This is a genomic window from Pseudomonas germanica (genome assembly GCF_019614655.1).
GTDB lineage: Bacteria > Pseudomonadota > Gammaproteobacteria > Pseudomonadales > Pseudomonadaceae > Aquipseudomonas > Aquipseudomonas neuropathica.
The window spans coordinates 56,488-74,155 of sequence record NZ_CP071586.1; the positions used below are offsets into that span (position 1 = coordinate 56,488).

Consider the following 17,668-nt stretch of genomic DNA (forward strand, 5'->3'; position numbering starts at 1 on the left):
GTGTCCTGAGCGCATTCCTTGGGGGTGGGGAGTTTAAAGGAAAATCGCGGTCGTCAGATGCTCAAAAACTAAACGTTTACCGGACGGATTCAGACTCAACGACTGCGAAAACGCATCAAACATGACCCGGCATTTCAGATGCAGTGACTGGCCTTGATCGGTTCAGTGCCCTGCGATCCCAATCGCCCCACGTTGAAGATGCCCAACTGATTACCTTTGTCAGCCGCCATTTGATAACAGGCTAACGCTCGGGACATATCCTTCGTTCCAAGCTCGCCACCTTCAAAGGTCGAGGCCAGATAATTCATCGCGTCTGTGGAACCCATGGTGATCGCCCGAATGACCTGCTCTTTCGCTTGCTCGGGATGGAGGCAAGGGCCGCTATAGTCGGTGGAGTTTCCGACACAAAAAAACGTGGCATAGGCCAGCGCGCCACTTGGTATTTTCGAGGCCGCTTTGAACAACGCCTCTACCTTGCTCGTTTCCAACTGAGACGCCATTTGCGAAAGGCTCAGGCTTGCCGCCGACAGGCTCGCCTGCGCGTCACCCGACTCTGCAGCACAGACAAAATTTTCCAGCGACGCTTCAATCAACTCCACCGTCAGCGGGTATTGCTCAAGAAACCCTAGCCCGCCCAACGCTTCGGCACGCTGATAACAGAAGTTCTCAGCGCGGCTCATTCCCGGGTTCTCTGTTGCGACAAGATCCTTCTCACTGATCGACCAATCCTCAATCCCCTCAAGCACCCAGCACGCCTGACGAGAGAAGTTGAAGATTTTCACATTGCTGTTGCCTGCCCTTTTATCCACAACGTTGACGTGACTGTCGTCGACCTCTTCGATCTCGACTCCAGGTGTCTTGCCGGGCGTGATGGCGGCCATCAGCGGATAGTTGAAAGTAGCTCCACTGACTCCCGAGGTCGAAGGCTCAAAGGTACTTCGATCCTTTCCTGCTACCGGTTTCAACACCAGCGACTTGACCGTCATCGCAGTCAGACGGCGTTGTGATTCGCTGTTGGCGGAAAACGCAGTCAGGAAAGGCGCGAACTCCTCCGAGGGGCAAGCGTCGCTGGTGGGAGCCGTCGAAGCGCTCTCATCGGATGCAAGCGCAGGGACGATCTTGTCCAGATACGCCGAGCGCTCGCGACTCATTCTGGCGATGCACGAGTTGACGGCGAACACATGCGCCGGCATCCCCGCCTCGATCTCGAACGCCTCCAAGGGGCAGTTCGCATCGCGCAATTTCAACCAAGCACGTTGCGACTCTTTGACCTTCGCTGCGTACTCCGCGCCCAATGCCGGATCTGCTCGATAGTCAGACTCAAGCCGCGTCATCAACTGCTTGTAGCTGACATTCAACTGCGCATCGGCAGCCTTCTTCGCCGCCTCCGAGCACGGCACCATTTCCAGGCTTGAGGTGACCTGGCTGCAATCGTCCTGCGCATAGACCGCAGAAACTGGCAGCAGCAGCGCGGCCAGCAGGGTAAAAACAAAACGTTTCACGGTGTTCATCCTTGAGTCATTCAGGTTTTGCGTTTGGTGAATCGCGTGATGCATTGCTTGGGTATGTTCATTTCCCAGTAGGTGCTGAGCAACGCTTTACGCTTTTTGTCGACGCGCAGGTTAACGAAGCCATCGCCGCAGTCCGGCTGTAACTCTTCGAAGGCGCCGGTTTTGACTTGGTAAATGAACACCCGGTAGTAGTGGTAAGTGCCCATGCCGTCATCGAGTTGCCAGACCGCGAAATCCTGGGCGCCGTCGAAATTGAAATCATCGAACTGCACATGGAGTTCGTTTTCGGCTTCAAAATCGATTGTTCGCGACTCGCTGTGCGTTTCGCTTTTAACCACGATGTTCAGCTTGGAGCCTTCGAGAATCAGCGTCGCGTCGACGCCTTTGGTTGGACTGAACGTGGTGGTTTCGGCCAACGCCGGGATCGTCCATATCAGGCCGAGCAGCGATACCGCTAGAGTTTTGAATTGCATGTACTCGCTCTACTCCCACTTGCATCCGGACTCCAGAGAGGAGTCGATGCTGGTGTTATTTCCGAAATGAAAAACCTTGCCGTTAGACCTCTTCGTGTAAGACATCGAGACGATGTGCGTCCCTTGAGACACGAACTGATAGGTTCCAGTGACGTTGCCGTTGCCGTTGCCGTTGCCGTTGATGACTTCAGACCAGGTTGTGGTGCTCTGCCAAGGCGCATCGGGACTGAGCATCTCGTCCTCGTAATCCGTCAGCACAATGGAAATGGGTTCGCTGGACTTGGCGTACTTGACGAAGCCACCGGACCATTTGCTGGCTTCGTCGTAGTAGGTACGGAGTTCGAACTTTACCGGGCTCGATTGGGATAGTTCGAAGCAAAGTGATTCGGTGGTGACTGCGCTTTGAGCGCCTAAAGGAAATAGCGCAAAAAAGAGAAAGAAAAGTTTGTTCATGCTCATCCAAGTCGACGCTTTCGCGCGAATGCTCTGGCTTGTCCGTTTCAACGTCTGCTCTTGTCCGGTGCCAAAGCCAATTGGCGAGCACGCTCTATCGTCGAGCGAATTAGGCAGGCATCGGACCACTCACCGAAAACTGATTTACTCGATTTCGGGTCGGACTGGCACTCCGCATCTCGAAATTTCATCCAGGCTCTTTGAATTTCCCTCAGTGCTTTCTGACCGCTTTCGTCCAGCCGACTCATACGATCCCGATATACAGAGTTCAACAATGCATCCGCGTCAGGAACCATCAGATCAAGAACACCATTTCCCGAGGGAAACCACTCAACGTCCGCCAATGCCTGTTCGCTTTCATTGTTCCAATTGTAGAGGCCGTTTTCTTCGATCTTCAGTGTGGCGGATCGCTGATGGTGATTCGTCGGATCGCTCTCGCTGACCTCCGAGCGATAAACAATTTCCAAATAGATAGGGTCGGTTGTGCGCTGAGGATCATTCAATAGCGTTTGCCGAACAATGGCCCGTTGCTTTTTGCTCTCAGTGATCTCTATCGAAAAGCACGGATCCGGCCCAGGACGTTCTGCGGACGCCTTCCTCTCCAGGCATTGATTACGAACCGCCATGGAAGGGGTATCCGAACCGCCACCCACATCAACGACTCTGACAAGCAACCGGACTTCCGGGTCCTTGGAAAAGTCGGCCTGAAGGATGGTGGCAATCATCGTGCCCTCAGCCATGACCACAGGCGACAGTATTGAAAGTAAAAAAATGAGGCTGAATCTGAAAATCTGCATTCCTTGGCGTCCGTAAAAAACTCATTGATCCGTTCAATTCTGAACGGGCCTGCGACAGAAGATAGAGTCAGAACCGACAAACGGGCCAGATCTATTTAAGTTTTCAACCAAATTCAAAGCGGTCGAGCGCAACAAATAAATCCGTCCCTTTGATTCTTTTCCTCAAAGATTTTCTCTCATGTCCATGCACTCCTTCGCATCCGCGAGGACCTTGCGCTCACCATTATTGAGGACGCACACAGGTTTTTTGAAGGTGCCCTTCATCTTTTGACAGACAGTGCTACCCGCTTCCTTATAAACACATTGCTCGCCAGAAATGACCAACTCTTTACCTGGAATCAAAGTCACAACTTTTGTGCTTTCAATACGGTAAACGTTCTCGTAAATTGAATCACCGGACTGTTGAATATCTTTATAGGTACCATCCTCCAACTCCGAAGCACTAGCAGGGATGTCTCCGATATATGTGGCCTTTCCACCTTTAGCTACAGCAGAAAAAATCATAACCTGAGCGTTTAGACCCATATCATCACTGGTTGGATAAGAAAATATAATTGCTATGTTTTCGGCCCCTGCCACTTCTCTAGCAACATAATTTGAGCGACATCCGCGATCAGCATCATCAAGAGAGAAGACTCCCCCTTCAAAAGAAAGAGTCAAGCTAGCTGGATCGGCATTCTGATCAGCTTCTTTACATATCAGGCTATGCTCAGTTGAAGCCGAATAAGCAGCGCCACTATAAATGGATAACAAAAACACCATTAGGCGAATCATTCAAATGACCTCAGTAAAATCTTTGAAGCTTATTTATCATTATTTCACGAGCCGAGAAGTTCGCGGCAGCCGGCCAAGGGTGAGCAGCATCGGTCCCGACTAAAGAACCGTCATCCCTAATACGTCGAGTCATTTTGGGTATGTCATTAGTGTCGGCAATTCCCAGCAGTTTGTTTTTCGTCCAAAACCAGCCCGCCGCTTCAAGACAACGAAGGGAACAGATTTATTTGAGTTCAACGATAAAATCAGTTGGATAAATAAATCCGTTCCCCTTACCCGCACCCTTTACCCGACGGGAGGACGAAAAAAGTCCGCTCCTTTGGTTCACTCTGAATCCACTGGAAACTATTTAGAAAATCGCAAAGAAGATAAAACGTCTCTTATCCCCTGAAAAGTCTCTGCATCCAGAGTCAAAGTATCAGGATAATTTTCCGCTGCACCTACCAGCATGTTTTCTCCCTCTAGGATACAAAAACTAACACGCGCAATTTTTTTGCCCGTTTTATCCTTAAACCCGAAGATGAATCCCGACCAACCAGAACCTCTCAACTCTTGAAAAATGTAGTCTTCGGAGTTGCCAGCGCTTTTATTTGGCAGCCATCTCTCATCACTTAACGTTGCAGGACACTTAAGAGCATTTGCTTGCCTAACATCCTGAAGCTCTGGACTAACATCCTCGCTCCCAGAGTCTTCCCCAGTTTGTTTTAGGTCAAAATTGTCCACACCATCGCACATCATGCCAAACCACTTGGCTCCTAAATTGGAGTCTTTTTTAAAGCTCCAATCATAACCGACAGCCATTTCAGCCTGTTCAAGATGCGGCCAGTCCTGATCCTTAGGAGGAGATTTTGACTCTAGAAATACAACATCAGGTGTATTGAACTTAATATATTGATCTTTACTAATATCAAGTGAGTATTTACAACTACCTTGGCGCACATTAACGACTGCTATTCCAGACGCAGATATAGAGTCGTTAGGCTCGTTCCCGACATTTACAACTCCGTCAGCCTGTTCCTTGTCAGCAGACACCGCCGTGCTTGAAGCCAAACACACCACCAATGCAAGGTAAAAACCAAATGTTTTTTTCATTAATCGACTCTCCGATAAACAAAGTCCTGCGGCGTCCCTGACGAAGATCCAGATGGCGTTGGAAAGCTCAAGGTATCCATTAAAACCATTTGTGCGTTTGCAAAAGCGAGAAATCTTGCTTGCACTCCCCAAATAGAGCTGAAGCTAGATGAAGGGGAGCCTAGATTTACAGTAGCGGCAACATTTCCGAAAGCAGAATTCTCATAATAATGTTTTGTTTGAGCATTAGTTGTTAGAGCCTTTAACGTACTGCTTGAACTGGTGTAGTAGCCATCAGCTTGTTTGGAGGCCCCAGACCAAGCCCAGTAGGCGCCAGCACTATTGGCTGCATCATACGAACCTTTTACCGCGTCACGCTTTGTGATGATCGTTTGTGGAATGCCAGTAGACGCATCGCTCAATGAGTTTGTTGGATCGTACATAGTTTTGTGACCATTAACTACAGGTCTGTTATTGTTCGCCATGGTTGTATGACTAGCTAAAACCTGTTTAACTTGCGAGCTTATTACTTCACCCTTAAATTCCCAGTACTTTATATAGTTACTGGCATGTGTTAACTGAAGAAAGCCTCTGCCATCCCACGGCTTATACCAATATGGGCTACCCTCATGAAACTTTTGGTACCACTGAGTTTCTTGTGTAGCATTACCAAAGAAACATGCCAATCGCACCGGGGTAACTACCAGAAATTTACGCAAAGCCTTATTAAGATCATTCCGACGAGTTAAAGCATCTGGACTTGAACTAGAAAGCAGGGTGCCCGCATTCGGTAAGCTGATTGACTCCCACTGCCAAGTAGATGCCTTCCTCAACGAGTTCGTTGGAAGCAACTGGACAAGCTCATTTCTGCTTAACCAACTACATTTCCTAAATGTCGCAATAAATTCTTTTGGTGGAAAATGCCAGTGCCTACTTTCAATGCCTTCAATAGCGGCATCTTCCCAAAAGCCTAATGCAACCTGATGCCTCTTCAACTTATCATAAGCCTCTTGCGGCATCGGTCCATTTTCAGCCACTTTTAATAGCCAGTCGTAGCGAACATCAAAATCGTTTTTACACCACTCGCTGGGAAACATGCATACCAAGCGCTTAATCCGATTTTGAGCATCTGTACTTTCAAGCTTTTGCTTACTTAAATCTCTTTCCTTCACATAGCGTTCAGAAAGCTGCTGCTTTGCCTCTTCCGATAGAGAGGAGTAAGCAGGAGAAGTAGCTATCCCTATGGCATCGGTGTTATCGGAAACTACTTTTCCAACATCCAAAGCTAGTAGTTCTCGAATAAAAGGTGACTGGCAGTGGCTATCTTTATCCTTATCGTCATCAACCAACTGCCAACCCTGCCAATGAGGAAAATCTGCATCGCTGAACTTCCCAACCGTAGGAGAGTTTAAGTTAATCCAACCTACTTTACTTTCCTCGCCAACTTTTGCGGGGAATTTTATTTTACGCCAATGGGCAGCATCAGTCGGCTGCAATCGCTCCTCACCAATAACTCTTCCAAAGCGTAGCAGTTCAAATCCCGCACTGGGAGATTGGGGATATAGCTCGCTGGAAGTTTTAAATAGCGAGTACTCAAACTCACTTTTCTCGTCTACCCCACCCAAGTCAAATCCAGAACGGGTATATGTAGTTAGCGTACATGAGCCTTTAACGAAACTCATTCTAACAAAAAGCCCATCTTGTAACTCTGTCGCCAGCGCCCACTCATAACCATCAACTGTATTTGACACATTAGTTGCAGGAGTGCCCCCCGCCTCCTCAATCGGCGCGGGTCCTGCGGGCATAGCAGGGCAACGATAAATAATCTGCGAGTTATTTAGAGCGGATAAGTGGTTGGATGGCTGACTCTCGTAACCAAAAACTTCTGGAGGAATAAAGAAAAAAATATCCCCCCAACAGCAGTCCTTTCGACCATCGCTAGTTTTGAATGCCAGGTCTTTTTCTTTTCGCCCAACGATATTCTCGATTTTGCTGTCGTCAGCAACAATTTCAAAATGAATCCTATTCTCCTCACCGTAAATTTTGCCAGCCTCACCTATGATATCTTTTCGATATATCTTTTTTCCTTTAGCTGGCGCGCTCAAACTAATTTTTGTGAGATGCATATAGATTGAATAGAAGACGATCTTTCCTTTTTCGCCTTCGCCTATCTCCGTTTCGTGCTTGATTACAATACAACCATCATCTGTCCACTTTTCGCGATACCTAAGGCCATGATCAGGCGCCGCCTCACTTTCCTGGGTCGGCTGTCGAAAATAAACCAGTATTCCATCTGAGATTGCACATACCGGCAAAGCTTTTCCGCTTTCTTGAGGTGCAGTCAAATGGATGCCGCCATGCCAGTTGAGGTCAAAGCTTAGCGGATAGCCACCATCGCCAGGGATACCTCCGACCATAGCGCGTGAGAGGAAAGCATCGTCAGTTTCTCCCGCATTCGGTTTCGGCAGAAAAGGAGGGCTAATGATCATTCAAAAAATTCCTTATTCATATTGACGCTTGTCCGTCCGCTCAAAGCGAGAAAGGGTAATCAACTGTCGGCTTAACCTTCTCAGGCACCGCATTCCCCAACGCCTGATCCATCAAACTCCCCGCCTTATCCTTATCCGCCGCCCCCGGTAGCACCGGCGGTTTAATCCCGATCCCCGTGCCGGAACCAGCCGACCCACCGGCATTGATCTTGATCACCGGCCCAACCACCGTAACCCCACCGCCATCCAGCTTGATAAAGCTCCCACCCCCAAGAATGGTCAGCTCTGTCCCGGCCTCAATAACGATCTTGTCCCCAGCCTTAAGATGAATCTCTTTCCCCACGCTGGTGAGCTGCGCAGTCCCCAGCTTCACATGCTGGTTCTGCCCAATCGTCAGGTGATCATCCAGCTTCGCTTCAACCTTGCGATCGGCAATCGTGGTGCGGTGTTCCTCGGCCTTCAGCTCGGTGTAGGTGTTCTTCACCACGGTGTCATGACGTTCATTACCGACCCGAATCTTCTGGTCATGCTCAACGTTTTCATCCCAATCACGCTGGGCATGAATGTAGATCTGCTCCGCACCTTTCTTGTCTTCGATGCGCAGTTCGTTGTAGCCACCGCCACCCGGTGAGCTGAGTGTTTTGAACACGCTGCGAGTCTTGTTCGCCGGCAGTGCGTACGGCACCGGGTTTTCCTTGTGGTACAGGCAGCCGGTGACCAGCGGTTGGTCGGGGTCGCCTTCGAGGAAGGTGACGAGGACTTCCATGCCGATGCGCGGGATGCTGATGGCGCCGTAGCGGTCGCCGGCCCAGGAGCTGGAGACGCGCAGCCAGCAGCTGGTTTTGTCGTCGGCCTGGCCTTCGCGGTCCCAGTGGAACTGGACTTTGATGCGGCCGTACTGGTCGCAGTGGATTTCCTCGCCTTTGGGGCCGGTGACCATGGCGGTCTGGCTGCCGAGTACGCGCGGTTTCGGATGCTGCAGCGCCGGGCGGTAGAACACGTCCCACGGGGTGGCGAGGAAGGTGTTGCGGTAGCCCTGGTGGAAGTCGTCTTTGTTGTCGGTGGTGTCGCTGGTCACGCCTTCTTCGAGCACTTGCGGCTGTTTGCCTTCGTGGAAGAGTTCGGTGAGCAGCCACAGGTCGTTCCACTCGCTGCGCGGGTGGTCGGACAGTTCCATGAAGTGGCCGCTGACCAGTTTGGTCTGGTCGCCGCGACCTTCGGCCTGCCGGTAGTCGGCGCGATGGCGTTCTAGGGCGCGTTGGCTGAGGAACTTGCCACGGGCGCGGTCGATGAAGCGGCCCGGGTAGTCGTAGTCTTCGAGATCCGGCTCAGTGCTCTCGCCTTCGGGTTTGTAGGCGGCTTCCATTTGCAGGCGCGGTTTTTCGAAGTCGTAGTCGCGGCGTGTGGTGCGGCTGGTGCGGGTTTCCAGGCGCAGTTTGAAGCCTTTGATCACCGGTTCTTCGGCGACCATGCCGCTGCCCTGCACATACGCGGTAGGCTGACCGAGTTTGCGGAACACGGTCTGGTCGTCGCCGAACACCAGCAGATGGCCTTTGTCGCTGTGCTGGAAGTGATAGTGAATCCCCTCCTCCTCGCACAGGCGCTGGACGAAGTGCAGGTCGGTTTCGTCGTACTGCACGCAGTAGTCGCGGTCCGGGCACGGCTGGCTGAGCTGGAAGCTGTAGGCGTTGCCCTTGATGCCGTGTTCTTCGAGGATCAGCGCAATGATTTTCGGCGCCGACATCTGCTGGTAGATGCGCTGGTTGGTGCGGTGATGCAGGTATTGCAGTTGCGGCACCATCGACACTTTGTAGCGGGTCAGGCGTTTGCCGGCATCGCCCTGAGCGACGCGGTAGATCTGGCCGTGGATGCCCGAGCCTTGTGGATCGAATGCGAGAAACGCCTGCTTGTGCAGCAGTTGTTCGAGGTCCAGATCCGGGTTTTCGCTGACCAGTTCGAGGTCGAAGCGATACGGCTGGCTGATGCCTTCGGTGCCGGTGAACGACAGCACTTGCAGGTCGCCGACGTAGTCTTCGACCTTGAGGCTGAAGTGGGTTTCGTTAGCTGGGTTGAACATAAAGTGCTCCCTGTTCGAATGTCATCCGTTACGCCCGAAGTCGCAGACGTTGCAGCCAGGACGAAGTGGCGCCCAAGGCGTCACGCAATTGTTGGGCAGTGATGGTGCGTTCTGCCGGGTTGAAGCTCAGCGCGGTTCGCAGCGCTGGCCAGCCGTGTTTCGGTAAGTTCGCCGGGGCTTGCAGTTCGCGCTCCAGCTGCTCATCGCGCGCCTGGGTCGAGGGCAAGCGGCGGAACGGGTGTTTGCCGCCCGCCAGTTCGTAGATCACGCAGGCCACGCCGTACACGTCCGCGCTGGCCGACAAAGGTTGGCCCTCAAGCAGTTCGGGGGCGGCGTAGCCCGGGGTCCAGGCGTTGAAGCGTTCGCGACTCAGATGCGGCAGGCCGGGCATCACACCCTCCTCTGCCTGACCGAGGCCGAAGTCAAAGAGGCGCAAGCCGTCTTCGCTGAGCATGACGTTGCTCGGTTTCATGTCACCGTGCAGCACGCCGCGACCGTGGGCGTAGGCCAGCGTGTCGAGCAGCGGCAGGACGATGTCGCGCAGTTCTTGCCACGGCAGGCCGAGGGGCCGCTCGCAGAGCAATTTGTCCAGGGTCAGGCCACGCATGTATTCCATGGTGATGAAGGCCCGCTGGCAGTCGGTGTCGACTTCAAAGGTGTGCGCACGCACGACGTTGTCGTGGCGCAGGCGTCGGGTCAGGGCGAACTCGCTGTAGAGCAAGGCACTGGCGTCCGGCGATTCGGCAAATTCTTCGCTGAGGATTTTCAGCGCAATGTAAGGGTCGGGATCACCGAACTGTTCGTGCAGCAGATCCCGCGCCCGGTAAACGGCGCCCATGCCACCGGCCCCGAGCAGACGCTCGAGGTGGTAGCGACCGGCGAGTACGTCCGGCAGTGCACCGATGCTGGCCTTGGTTGGCGCCAGCAAAGGTTCTGCCTTGTTCTCCTTGGCGAAGGCGAAGTAGGTCAGGTTGTTGGCCTGTTCTTCGCTCATCAGCAAGTCATCGACTGAGGATTCGATTTCAGTCATTGGCGGATCACCACGGCTGTCAGGTTGTCGCGCGCGGCACCACGCAGGGCGCCGTCGAACAAACGTTCCAGCGCCACGTGCGGCGCGCTGAGGCTGAGGGCGTTGCCGAGGGCATCGCTGCTCAGGCCCTGATACAAACCATCGCTGCAGAGCAAAAACGCATCGCCCGGATAGACCTCGAGTTCCAGTACATCCAGGGTCAGTGTTTCGGCCGCGCCAACAGCTCGGGTCAACGCCTGAGCCGCCGGGTGTGCCGCCGCTTGTTCGACGCTCATTTGCTGTTCGTCGATCAATTGCTGTTGCAGCGAATGGTCCTTGGACAGCTGATACAGCCGCTGTCCGCGCCACATGTAACAACGGCTGTCGCCGGCCCAGATGCAGGCCGCGCGATTGCCTTCCACCAGCAGCGCGACGACGGTGCTGCCCATGATGCTGTCGTGGCGTCCGGCGGTGACCGTCAACTCCTGCCCCAAGCGCCGGTTCAACCAGTGCAGGCACTGGCGAATGGCTTTGAGGCGTTCGTCGAAGTCCTCGTGTTGCGGCAGTTCAGCCAGGCTGGCGACGATCAACTGGCTGGCGATGTCGCCACCCTGATGACCGCCCATGCCGTCCGCGACCACCCACAGCCCCTGCTGCGGCGAGTCGAGGAAGGCATCTTCGTTGCGCGCCCGCACCTTGCCCGGGTCGGTACGCGCCGCGCTGCGCCAGGCACTGGCCACCAGCATCAGAGCTGCACCGGCATACGGAAGGTGCGCAGCACGCCCATGTCGAACGGGTTCGGCGTGCGCTGGCTGGTCAGCAGGTAGTTGGCGCGCAGGCCACCTACGTCGGCTTTCAGCACCAGCACGTCGCGACCGCTCAGGTACTCGGTCTGCATCAGGTCGAACAGACGGAACAGCGACCATGGACCGGAGTTCTTCTCGATGCCGATCGGACGCCCGGCCATTTTGTCCATGACCAGGCTGGTGCGACCGTCTTCAGCATCGGTCGGCCATTTGAACGACATTGGCAGGATCGGACCGTGGCGGTATTCCATGGTCTTGTCGCCGAACTTGAACTCGGAACGGCTGACGGCCGGGTCGAGGGTGTACGGCTCCAGTTTGAACTGCACGGTCGGCTCGGCCGGGTTGATCGAGAAGAAGCTCTGACGAATCGTCAGCGCTGCCGCCATCTGGTCCAGGTACATCTTCGATACCGGCAGGCTGTGACCGTCGACGCTGCGCATGCGGTAGTTGCCCGGATCGCCGCTGACGAACGGACGCAGGTAGCTGTCGAAGAAACGGTCGACGGTGCCTTGAGCGCGGAAGAACTCGCGGAAATCGCTGATCGCTACGTCGCTGGTGCTGCTGGCGCTGAACGGATAACGCTTGCTGATGGTTTTGCCATACACGCTGTACAGCTCGTTTTGATAACGACCGTTCAGGTATTGGTAAGCATCGTTAAGCACCAGACGCCAAGAGTCTTCGGCCAGCACGTTGAACCACACGCTGAGCGGACGCGGCAGACGGCCAGACGCATTGCGCAGGTTGGTCAGCGCATCACGCTGGCCGCTCATGCGGGTTTTCGCCATTTCGAACGCGGCTTGTTCCGGCGTGCTGGAACGGGCCAGACCGGCCAGTTGCAGTTGCAGGTCGTTGAGCGCGCTCAGTGCAGGCGTCAGGTCCGCAGCCGGGCCGTTGTTGTCATCGAGCAAACGATGCAACGGTTCGAAGCGGCGTTGCAGCGACTTCTTCGCGGTGTCCGGCAGGGTCTTCGCCACGTTCAGGGCCGAAGCCTTGTCCGCGGCGGCGGCGGCAAGTTTGCCAACCTTACCCAGTTTGCCTTTCTGCCCAGCCAGCGCATCAGCAGCGTCGCCAGCTTCTTCGACAGGGTCTGCAGCGGCCTGGAAGCGGGTGTTCTCACGCACTTCAGTGAGCAATGCCAGCACCGGCGAGTTGGCCGAGGTCAGGCCCGCCAGTTGCTCGGCGCCTTCACCGGCATCGCTGATCGGCGGCAGGGCAACCTGGCCAACGGCTTCGCTCCAGTAGTTGGCGTAGTCGCGGAAGTACAGCTGCTCCAGCTCGACCATCAGGCGACGCAAGTCCATGTCGCTGATGCCCGCACCTTCGCCGAGCACCCAGTTGTCACGCAGGATGTCGGTAACCAGCGCCGAACCCTGTACCGAGAAATACTGCTGATAACCGGTTTGCGTGTAGAAACCCGGGATCACGTATTCGGTGCCGATAAACAGCGAGCCTTGTGGACCGAGGTGTTGGCTGAAGCGATAGTCCGGCAGATTGCGCGCCTGCTCGCGGAGCATGCGGTACACCACGGTGGCCAGCGATTCGCTGCGCAAGACCTGACGCGCCTGGGTAACCAACTGATCGTTCAGCGGGTAGATAAACGGCTGCTTCAGCAAACGCTCAAGATGCGCGCTCAAACCGTTCTGCACAGCGGTGTTGCCGGTGTAGCGCGTCGACCAGTCAGTGGCGACCCAGTCCTTGAGCCACGCGGCATCGCGACGATCCTTCATGTTCAACATCAGGTACGCGCGCAGGCTGTTGAGCAGACGGTCGCGGTCCTTCATGTTGGCGCGGATCTGCCCTTCGAGCATGGTTGCAACCCGTGGCAGCAGTTGCTTTTCAAGCTCGCGCTCGTAAGCCTCTTTGACCACTGGATTGACGTCTTCGCCCTGATACAGACCACCGCGTTCGTGATACGAAACGTCGCCCTTCTTCGGGAACACCTGCGTCGCGGCGTAGCTGCTGTCGAGGGTTTTCAGCACGCCCATGGCGTCATCACGCGGCGACAGTGCCGTGCGTTGCTGCGTCCAGTTCTGCGCCAGATTGCGCAGGTTTTCCAGGCGCTCGTAGTTGGCCGAGAAACCGCCCGCCCAGAGCATACCGAACAGTGCCAGTGCCGCCAGTGCGCCGACGTACAACGCACGTTGGCCCCAATGAATACGGCTGCGTTCGCGCTTGTCCAGACCGGCCAAGTCGGATTCCGGGAAAATCACCTGGCTGAACAAATGATGGATGAACCGCGAGCGACCGCTGCGCAGGGTCGGCAGCACGCCGGCGCTCATGCCGAGGCTGGCGCCGATGCCAGCGGTGGTCGCATCCATTTCCTGGGTCAGGTGTGGCGCGCTGGTCAGGTAGAAACCACGCAGTTGCGTGGCACGCTGATAACGGTTGCCAGTGAACGCCATGTCAACGAACAGGCACAGGCGCTCGCCGATCTGCCCGAGTTGATGCGGGAAGTCGAGGATGCGGCCACGGCGCTGAGTATCGCGCTCGGAGTGCATGCGCATGATCACTTGGCTGTTGAGGCGACGCAGCAGCTCTTCGAACTCATTGCGCAACACAGCGACGTCGGTGCCGACCTGATCCTTGCGGAAACTGGTGCCGAGCACCTGATCGCTTTCTTCGCGGGTCAGTTGATCGAAGAACTCGTCGAAGCCGAGCAGCTTGTCAGCCTTGCTCAGGACCAGATAGACCGGCACGTCGACGTGCAGTTTCTGATGCACGTCTTGCAGACGGCCGCGAATCTGGCGCGCGAGAGTGTCGATGTCCTGCTCACTGCCACCGAGCAGGGTTTCCACCGGAATGGTCACCAGCACGCCGTTCAACGGACGACCGCGACGGCGCTTGCGCAACAGCTCAAGCAATGTCGTCCAGGCGCCGCCGTCGACTTCCACATCCGGTTGCGTGGTGTAACGCCCGGCGGTGTCGATCAGCACACCGTGGTCGGCGAAGTACCAGTCGCAATGACGGGTACCGAGGGTGTCGCGGGTCAGCTTGCGGTCGATCTTGTTGATCGGGAATTCCAGACCGGAAAAGTCCAGCAGGCTGGTCTTGCCCGAGGCCTGCGGACCGATCAACAGGTACCACGGCAAGTCACTGCGCCAGCGTTCGCTGCGGCCGCGATACAGACTCGACGTCTTCAGGGTTTTCAGCGCGTCTTTGAAGCGCGCCTTCAACTCCTTCTGTTCTTCGTCTATCAGCTCTTCGCGGCGAATGCGGTCCTGGCCGTCCTCGCTTTCTTCCTCGGCTTTCTTGCGGATACCGCTGCGCCAGCTGACGAAGACCATGGTCAGGCCCCAGATCAGGAACAGCACAGCGATGGTCAGCAAGCGAGAAGTCGCGCTCTCCCAGAACTTGTAATCATCAACCGCCAACAACGGGCCGACGAACCACACCAGCAGCGCCACGAACAGCACCAGCAGCAAGGTCCAGACCCAGGTCTGGCGCAGGAAGGCGCCGACTTTCTTGAAAAACTTTTTCATCACACGTCCCTGTTTACGGCTGCGACTGCGGTTGCACCGCGGCCGGATCAAGCGGCTGATAAGGTTGCAGAACGGTGTCGCGCTGCTCGCCCAAGACCCAGGCGAAGCCCGAATACATCACCACCAGACAGACGAAAGTGAACAACACCACCATCCACGCCGGCACGATGCGCACCAGGTTGCGGCGCTGATCGTTCAAGCCTTCCCAGTGCGGCGACAACTCGCGCGGCACGTCGCCACGCAACTGACGGATCTGCCGGTAAAGGGCGTCACGGATGCCTTCGAGTTCGAGCATGCCGCGTGCCTGTACGCGGTACTTGCCCTCGAAACCGAGGGACAGGCACAGGTACATCAGCTCGAGCATCGGCAGGTGCTTGACCGGGTTCTTCGACAGTCGATCGAGCAACTGGAAGAACTTCTCGCCACCAAAGGTCTCGTTGTGGAAGCTGCTCAGCAGGCTCATCTGCGACCATTCGCTTTCGTTGCCCCACGGCGTGGTCACGACAGCTTCGTCGACCACGGTGCAGAGCACGTAACGCGCGGCCATCACCTGGCTGCTTTCGGCGCCGTTGTGCAGGGCGCGTACTTCAAACAGTTTCAGCCCGGCAGTCAGACGCTCGTTGAGTGCGTACAAGTCTTCGCGGGTTTCGCTGTGCTTGAGACGCACCACTTCCGAGAGCAGCTCGGACGAGGCGGCGACCAGCGAATTGAGGCTGATGTTGAATGCTTCCGCCGGGCGCAGGCGCGCGGCGTAGATCATGCGTTCTTCCAGTTGCTCGAAACGCGGCGGCGCGGCGAAGTCGGTCAGCGGACTCGATGCCGGTCCGTGGCCCTGACGATCGAGCAGGACGGTTTTGTCGTCCTGGTTGTAATCCGTTTCCTTGATCATGTCGGTCAGTTCCTGATGGCCCAGAATTTCAGTTCAAGCTCGGCAAATTCGCCGGACACGTGGAACGCGAAACCGCCGGAGCGCTCGAGTTGTGCCAGGTCTTCGGAACTGAGTTCGAGGATGAAATAGGTTTTGTTCGAGTGGAACGCGATCTGCCGTGGGGCCACCGGCAACGGTTTGACCTTGATCCCCGGCAAGTGCAGGTTGACCAGTTGGCGGATACGCTCCACCGGGCCGACCTTGAGGTGCGCCGGCAAGCGGTGGCGCAGTTCTTCGGAGTCGCAGTTGGCACTGGCTGCCAGCACGAACGACGCCGAGCCGAGCAGTTTGTGGTCGTGCAACGGCGAGACGATGATGCCGTACTGACGCGCTTGCAGGATCAGTTCGATGGCGTGCTGTTCGAGCACCATCGACAGCACCTGACGAATTGCTTCCATCAGTTTGCGGAAGCTCCCACCCTGGTCAGCGTGGGAGTAGCGGCTGTCCAGACGCGGGCGTTTGCTTTCGCCGGAGAAGGTCGCCAGATCGCCGAGCATGGTCAGCAGCGTGCGGTACAACTCTTCCGGGTGCACCTGCTCCAGGCCGAGGTAGTGGCGCAGCAGCAGTTCGGTACGGTTGATCAGTTGCAGCATCATGAAGTCGCCGACTTCGGCACCGCCGACCTTGCCGTTGGAGCGGATGCGCTCGGCAATCGTGTCACCACGGTGGTTGAGCATGCTGATGACTTCTTTCAGACACGACAGCAGATAGCTGGAGGCGTGGGCCTGAATGTAGGTCGGCACGAAATCCGGATCGAGGCTGATCACGCCGTCGGGCGTGGTGTCGAGCACGTCGCAGATCTTCAGTTTCACGTAGGCCTGATCGCTCTGCTGCTCGCCGAGCAACAGTTTGAAGTCCGGGCGACCGCAGCTGACCTGGCTAGCGGAATCGTCGCCAGCGTTGGAATCGGCCACTTCAGCGTCGTACGCGGTATAGCGTGCGAGCACGTCGGACTGCTCCGGACGGCGCGACTCGATGTGGTTACCGGTGACCAGCGGCAGTGCCAGATAAATCGGCGTGTTGCCGGTGTTCGGCGGTACGTCCAGCGCCAGCGGCTCGGTGTTGCCACCGAGTTCGAACAGGCTGCCGTCCGGCAGAATCCCCGAGGCTTCACTGATCACCAGTTTGCCCATGTTGAGGAACTGCAAGTCGATCTCCAGATTAAGGAAACCCCAGGTGTAGCCACCCAGCAACTGGGTGCGGGTTTTCATCTGGTGATCGTAATAACGATCGTTGTGCTGGAAGTGCTGCGGACGCAGCAGCATGCCTTCCTGCCAAATGACTTTATGGGTATTCATGATCAGTCATCCGCCTTGGCGAGCACTTGATTGGTGTTGCGGATGCCGGTCTGGTCCAGAGTCAGATCGACTTCGGTGACTTCCAGCGGAGTGATCTGAACGGTGTGGCGCCATTGGGTGTCCGGCAAGTCGCGGTAAGCGGCGAGAACGCCCACATAAAGGCTGCCCTCTTCCACCTTGAGCTTCATCTCCACGGTTTCACCCGGGCGCAGTTCGAGTTCTTCGCTGGCCACCAGATCCGGATTGAGGGATTCCTTGGCGCGCTCGTAGAGGCTGAAGAAATCAGCGTTCTCGAAAGTCACCGGGTGCTTGAGTTCGAACAGGCGCACGACGATCGGCGACGGCCGACCGTTGAGGTCCGGGTTGAGCTGATCGCTGCCGGTCAGCTTCAGGTTGATCTTGGTCACTTTCGAGTACGGCGACAGCGACGAGCAACCGGCGAGCAGCACCAGCACGGTGAGCGCAGTCAGCGTCTTGAAAAAAGCGGTCGAGCGGCGAGACAT

Annotated in this window: 14 protein-coding genes; all 14 read right to left on the reverse strand. The window is 55.9% G+C overall.

Annotated elements, in window-relative coordinates; all coding sequences use genetic code 11:
- Positions 1-134 precede the first annotated feature (134 nt).
- The gene (locus J0G10_RS00275) at positions 135-1,502 is read right to left on the reverse strand and encodes a lysozyme inhibitor LprI family protein (protein WP_220557177.1); all 1,368 of its coding nucleotides are present in this window, start codon (positions 1,500-1,502) and stop codon (positions 135-137) included.
- A gap of 20 nt (positions 1,503-1,522) precedes the next feature.
- Positions 1,523-1,984, reverse strand: coding sequence for an XAC2610-related protein (locus J0G10_RS00280; RefSeq protein WP_220557178.1), 462 nt, complete (start codon positions 1,982-1,984; stop codon positions 1,523-1,525).
- Positions 1,985-1,993: 9 nt separating this feature from the next.
- Entirely contained in the window at positions 1,994-2,437 is a 444-nt protein-coding gene (locus J0G10_RS00285; protein ID WP_220557179.1) for a hypothetical protein, read from the reverse strand.
- A 47-nt stretch (positions 2,438-2,484) separates the two neighbouring features.
- Positions 2,485-3,234 carry a lysozyme inhibitor LprI family protein gene (locus J0G10_RS00290; RefSeq protein WP_245398009.1) on the reverse strand — a complete coding sequence of 250 codons (750 nt, stop codon included), beginning with the start codon at positions 3,232-3,234 and terminating at the stop codon, positions 2,485-2,487.
- A 162-nt stretch (positions 3,235-3,396) separates the two neighbouring features.
- Positions 3,397-4,008: a hypothetical protein gene (locus J0G10_RS00295; RefSeq protein WP_220557180.1), complete on the reverse strand. Its 612-nt coding sequence runs from the start codon at positions 4,006-4,008 to the stop codon at positions 3,397-3,399.
- Positions 4,009-4,353: 345 nt separating this feature from the next.
- Positions 4,354-5,100, reverse strand: coding sequence for a hypothetical protein (locus tag J0G10_RS00300; protein WP_220557181.1), 747 nt, complete (start codon positions 5,098-5,100; stop codon positions 4,354-4,356).
- Positions 5,100-7,568, reverse strand: coding sequence for a M23 family metallopeptidase (locus J0G10_RS00305; protein WP_220557182.1), 2,469 nt, complete (start codon positions 7,566-7,568; stop codon positions 5,100-5,102). The genes J0G10_RS00300 and J0G10_RS00305 overlap by 1 nt, the downstream gene beginning before the upstream one ends.
- A gap of 40 nt (positions 7,569-7,608) precedes the next feature.
- Complete coding sequence (locus tag J0G10_RS00310; RefSeq protein ID WP_220557183.1) at positions 7,609-9,645, reverse strand: type VI secretion system Vgr family protein; 2,037 nt, start codon at positions 9,643-9,645, stop codon at positions 7,609-7,611.
- Between the two features lie 28 nt (positions 9,646-9,673).
- The gene (locus tag J0G10_RS00315; RefSeq protein WP_220557184.1) at positions 9,674-10,675 is read right to left on the reverse strand and encodes a serine/threonine-protein kinase; all 1,002 of its coding nucleotides are present in this window, start codon (positions 10,673-10,675) and stop codon (positions 9,674-9,676) included.
- Positions 10,672-11,400: a PP2C family protein-serine/threonine phosphatase gene (locus tag J0G10_RS00320; protein ID WP_007920303.1), complete on the reverse strand. Its 729-nt coding sequence runs from the start codon at positions 11,398-11,400 to the stop codon at positions 10,672-10,674. Before J0G10_RS00320 ends, J0G10_RS00315 begins: the two co-directional genes overlap by 4 nt.
- A complete protein-coding gene (gene tssM, locus J0G10_RS00325; RefSeq protein WP_220557185.1) occupies positions 11,400-14,939 on the reverse strand; it encodes a type VI secretion system membrane subunit TssM in 3,540 nt (1,179 codons plus the stop codon). The genes J0G10_RS00320 and tssM overlap by 1 nt, the downstream gene beginning before the upstream one ends.
- A gap of 13 nt (positions 14,940-14,952) precedes the next feature.
- Complete coding sequence (gene icmH / locus J0G10_RS00330) at positions 14,953-15,828, reverse strand: type IVB secretion system protein IcmH/DotU (RefSeq protein WP_016985783.1); 876 nt, start codon at positions 15,826-15,828, stop codon at positions 14,953-14,955.
- Positions 15,829-15,833: 5 nt separating this feature from the next.
- On the reverse strand, positions 15,834-17,165 hold the full coding sequence (gene tssK, locus J0G10_RS00335) for a type VI secretion system baseplate subunit TssK (protein WP_007920300.1): 1,332 nt from the start codon (positions 17,163-17,165) through the stop codon (positions 15,834-15,836).
- A 2-nt stretch (positions 17,166-17,167) separates the two neighbouring features.
- Positions 17,168-17,668: a type VI secretion system lipoprotein TssJ gene (tssJ, locus tag J0G10_RS00340; RefSeq protein WP_007920299.1), complete on the reverse strand. Its 501-nt coding sequence runs from the start codon at positions 17,666-17,668 to the stop codon at positions 17,168-17,170.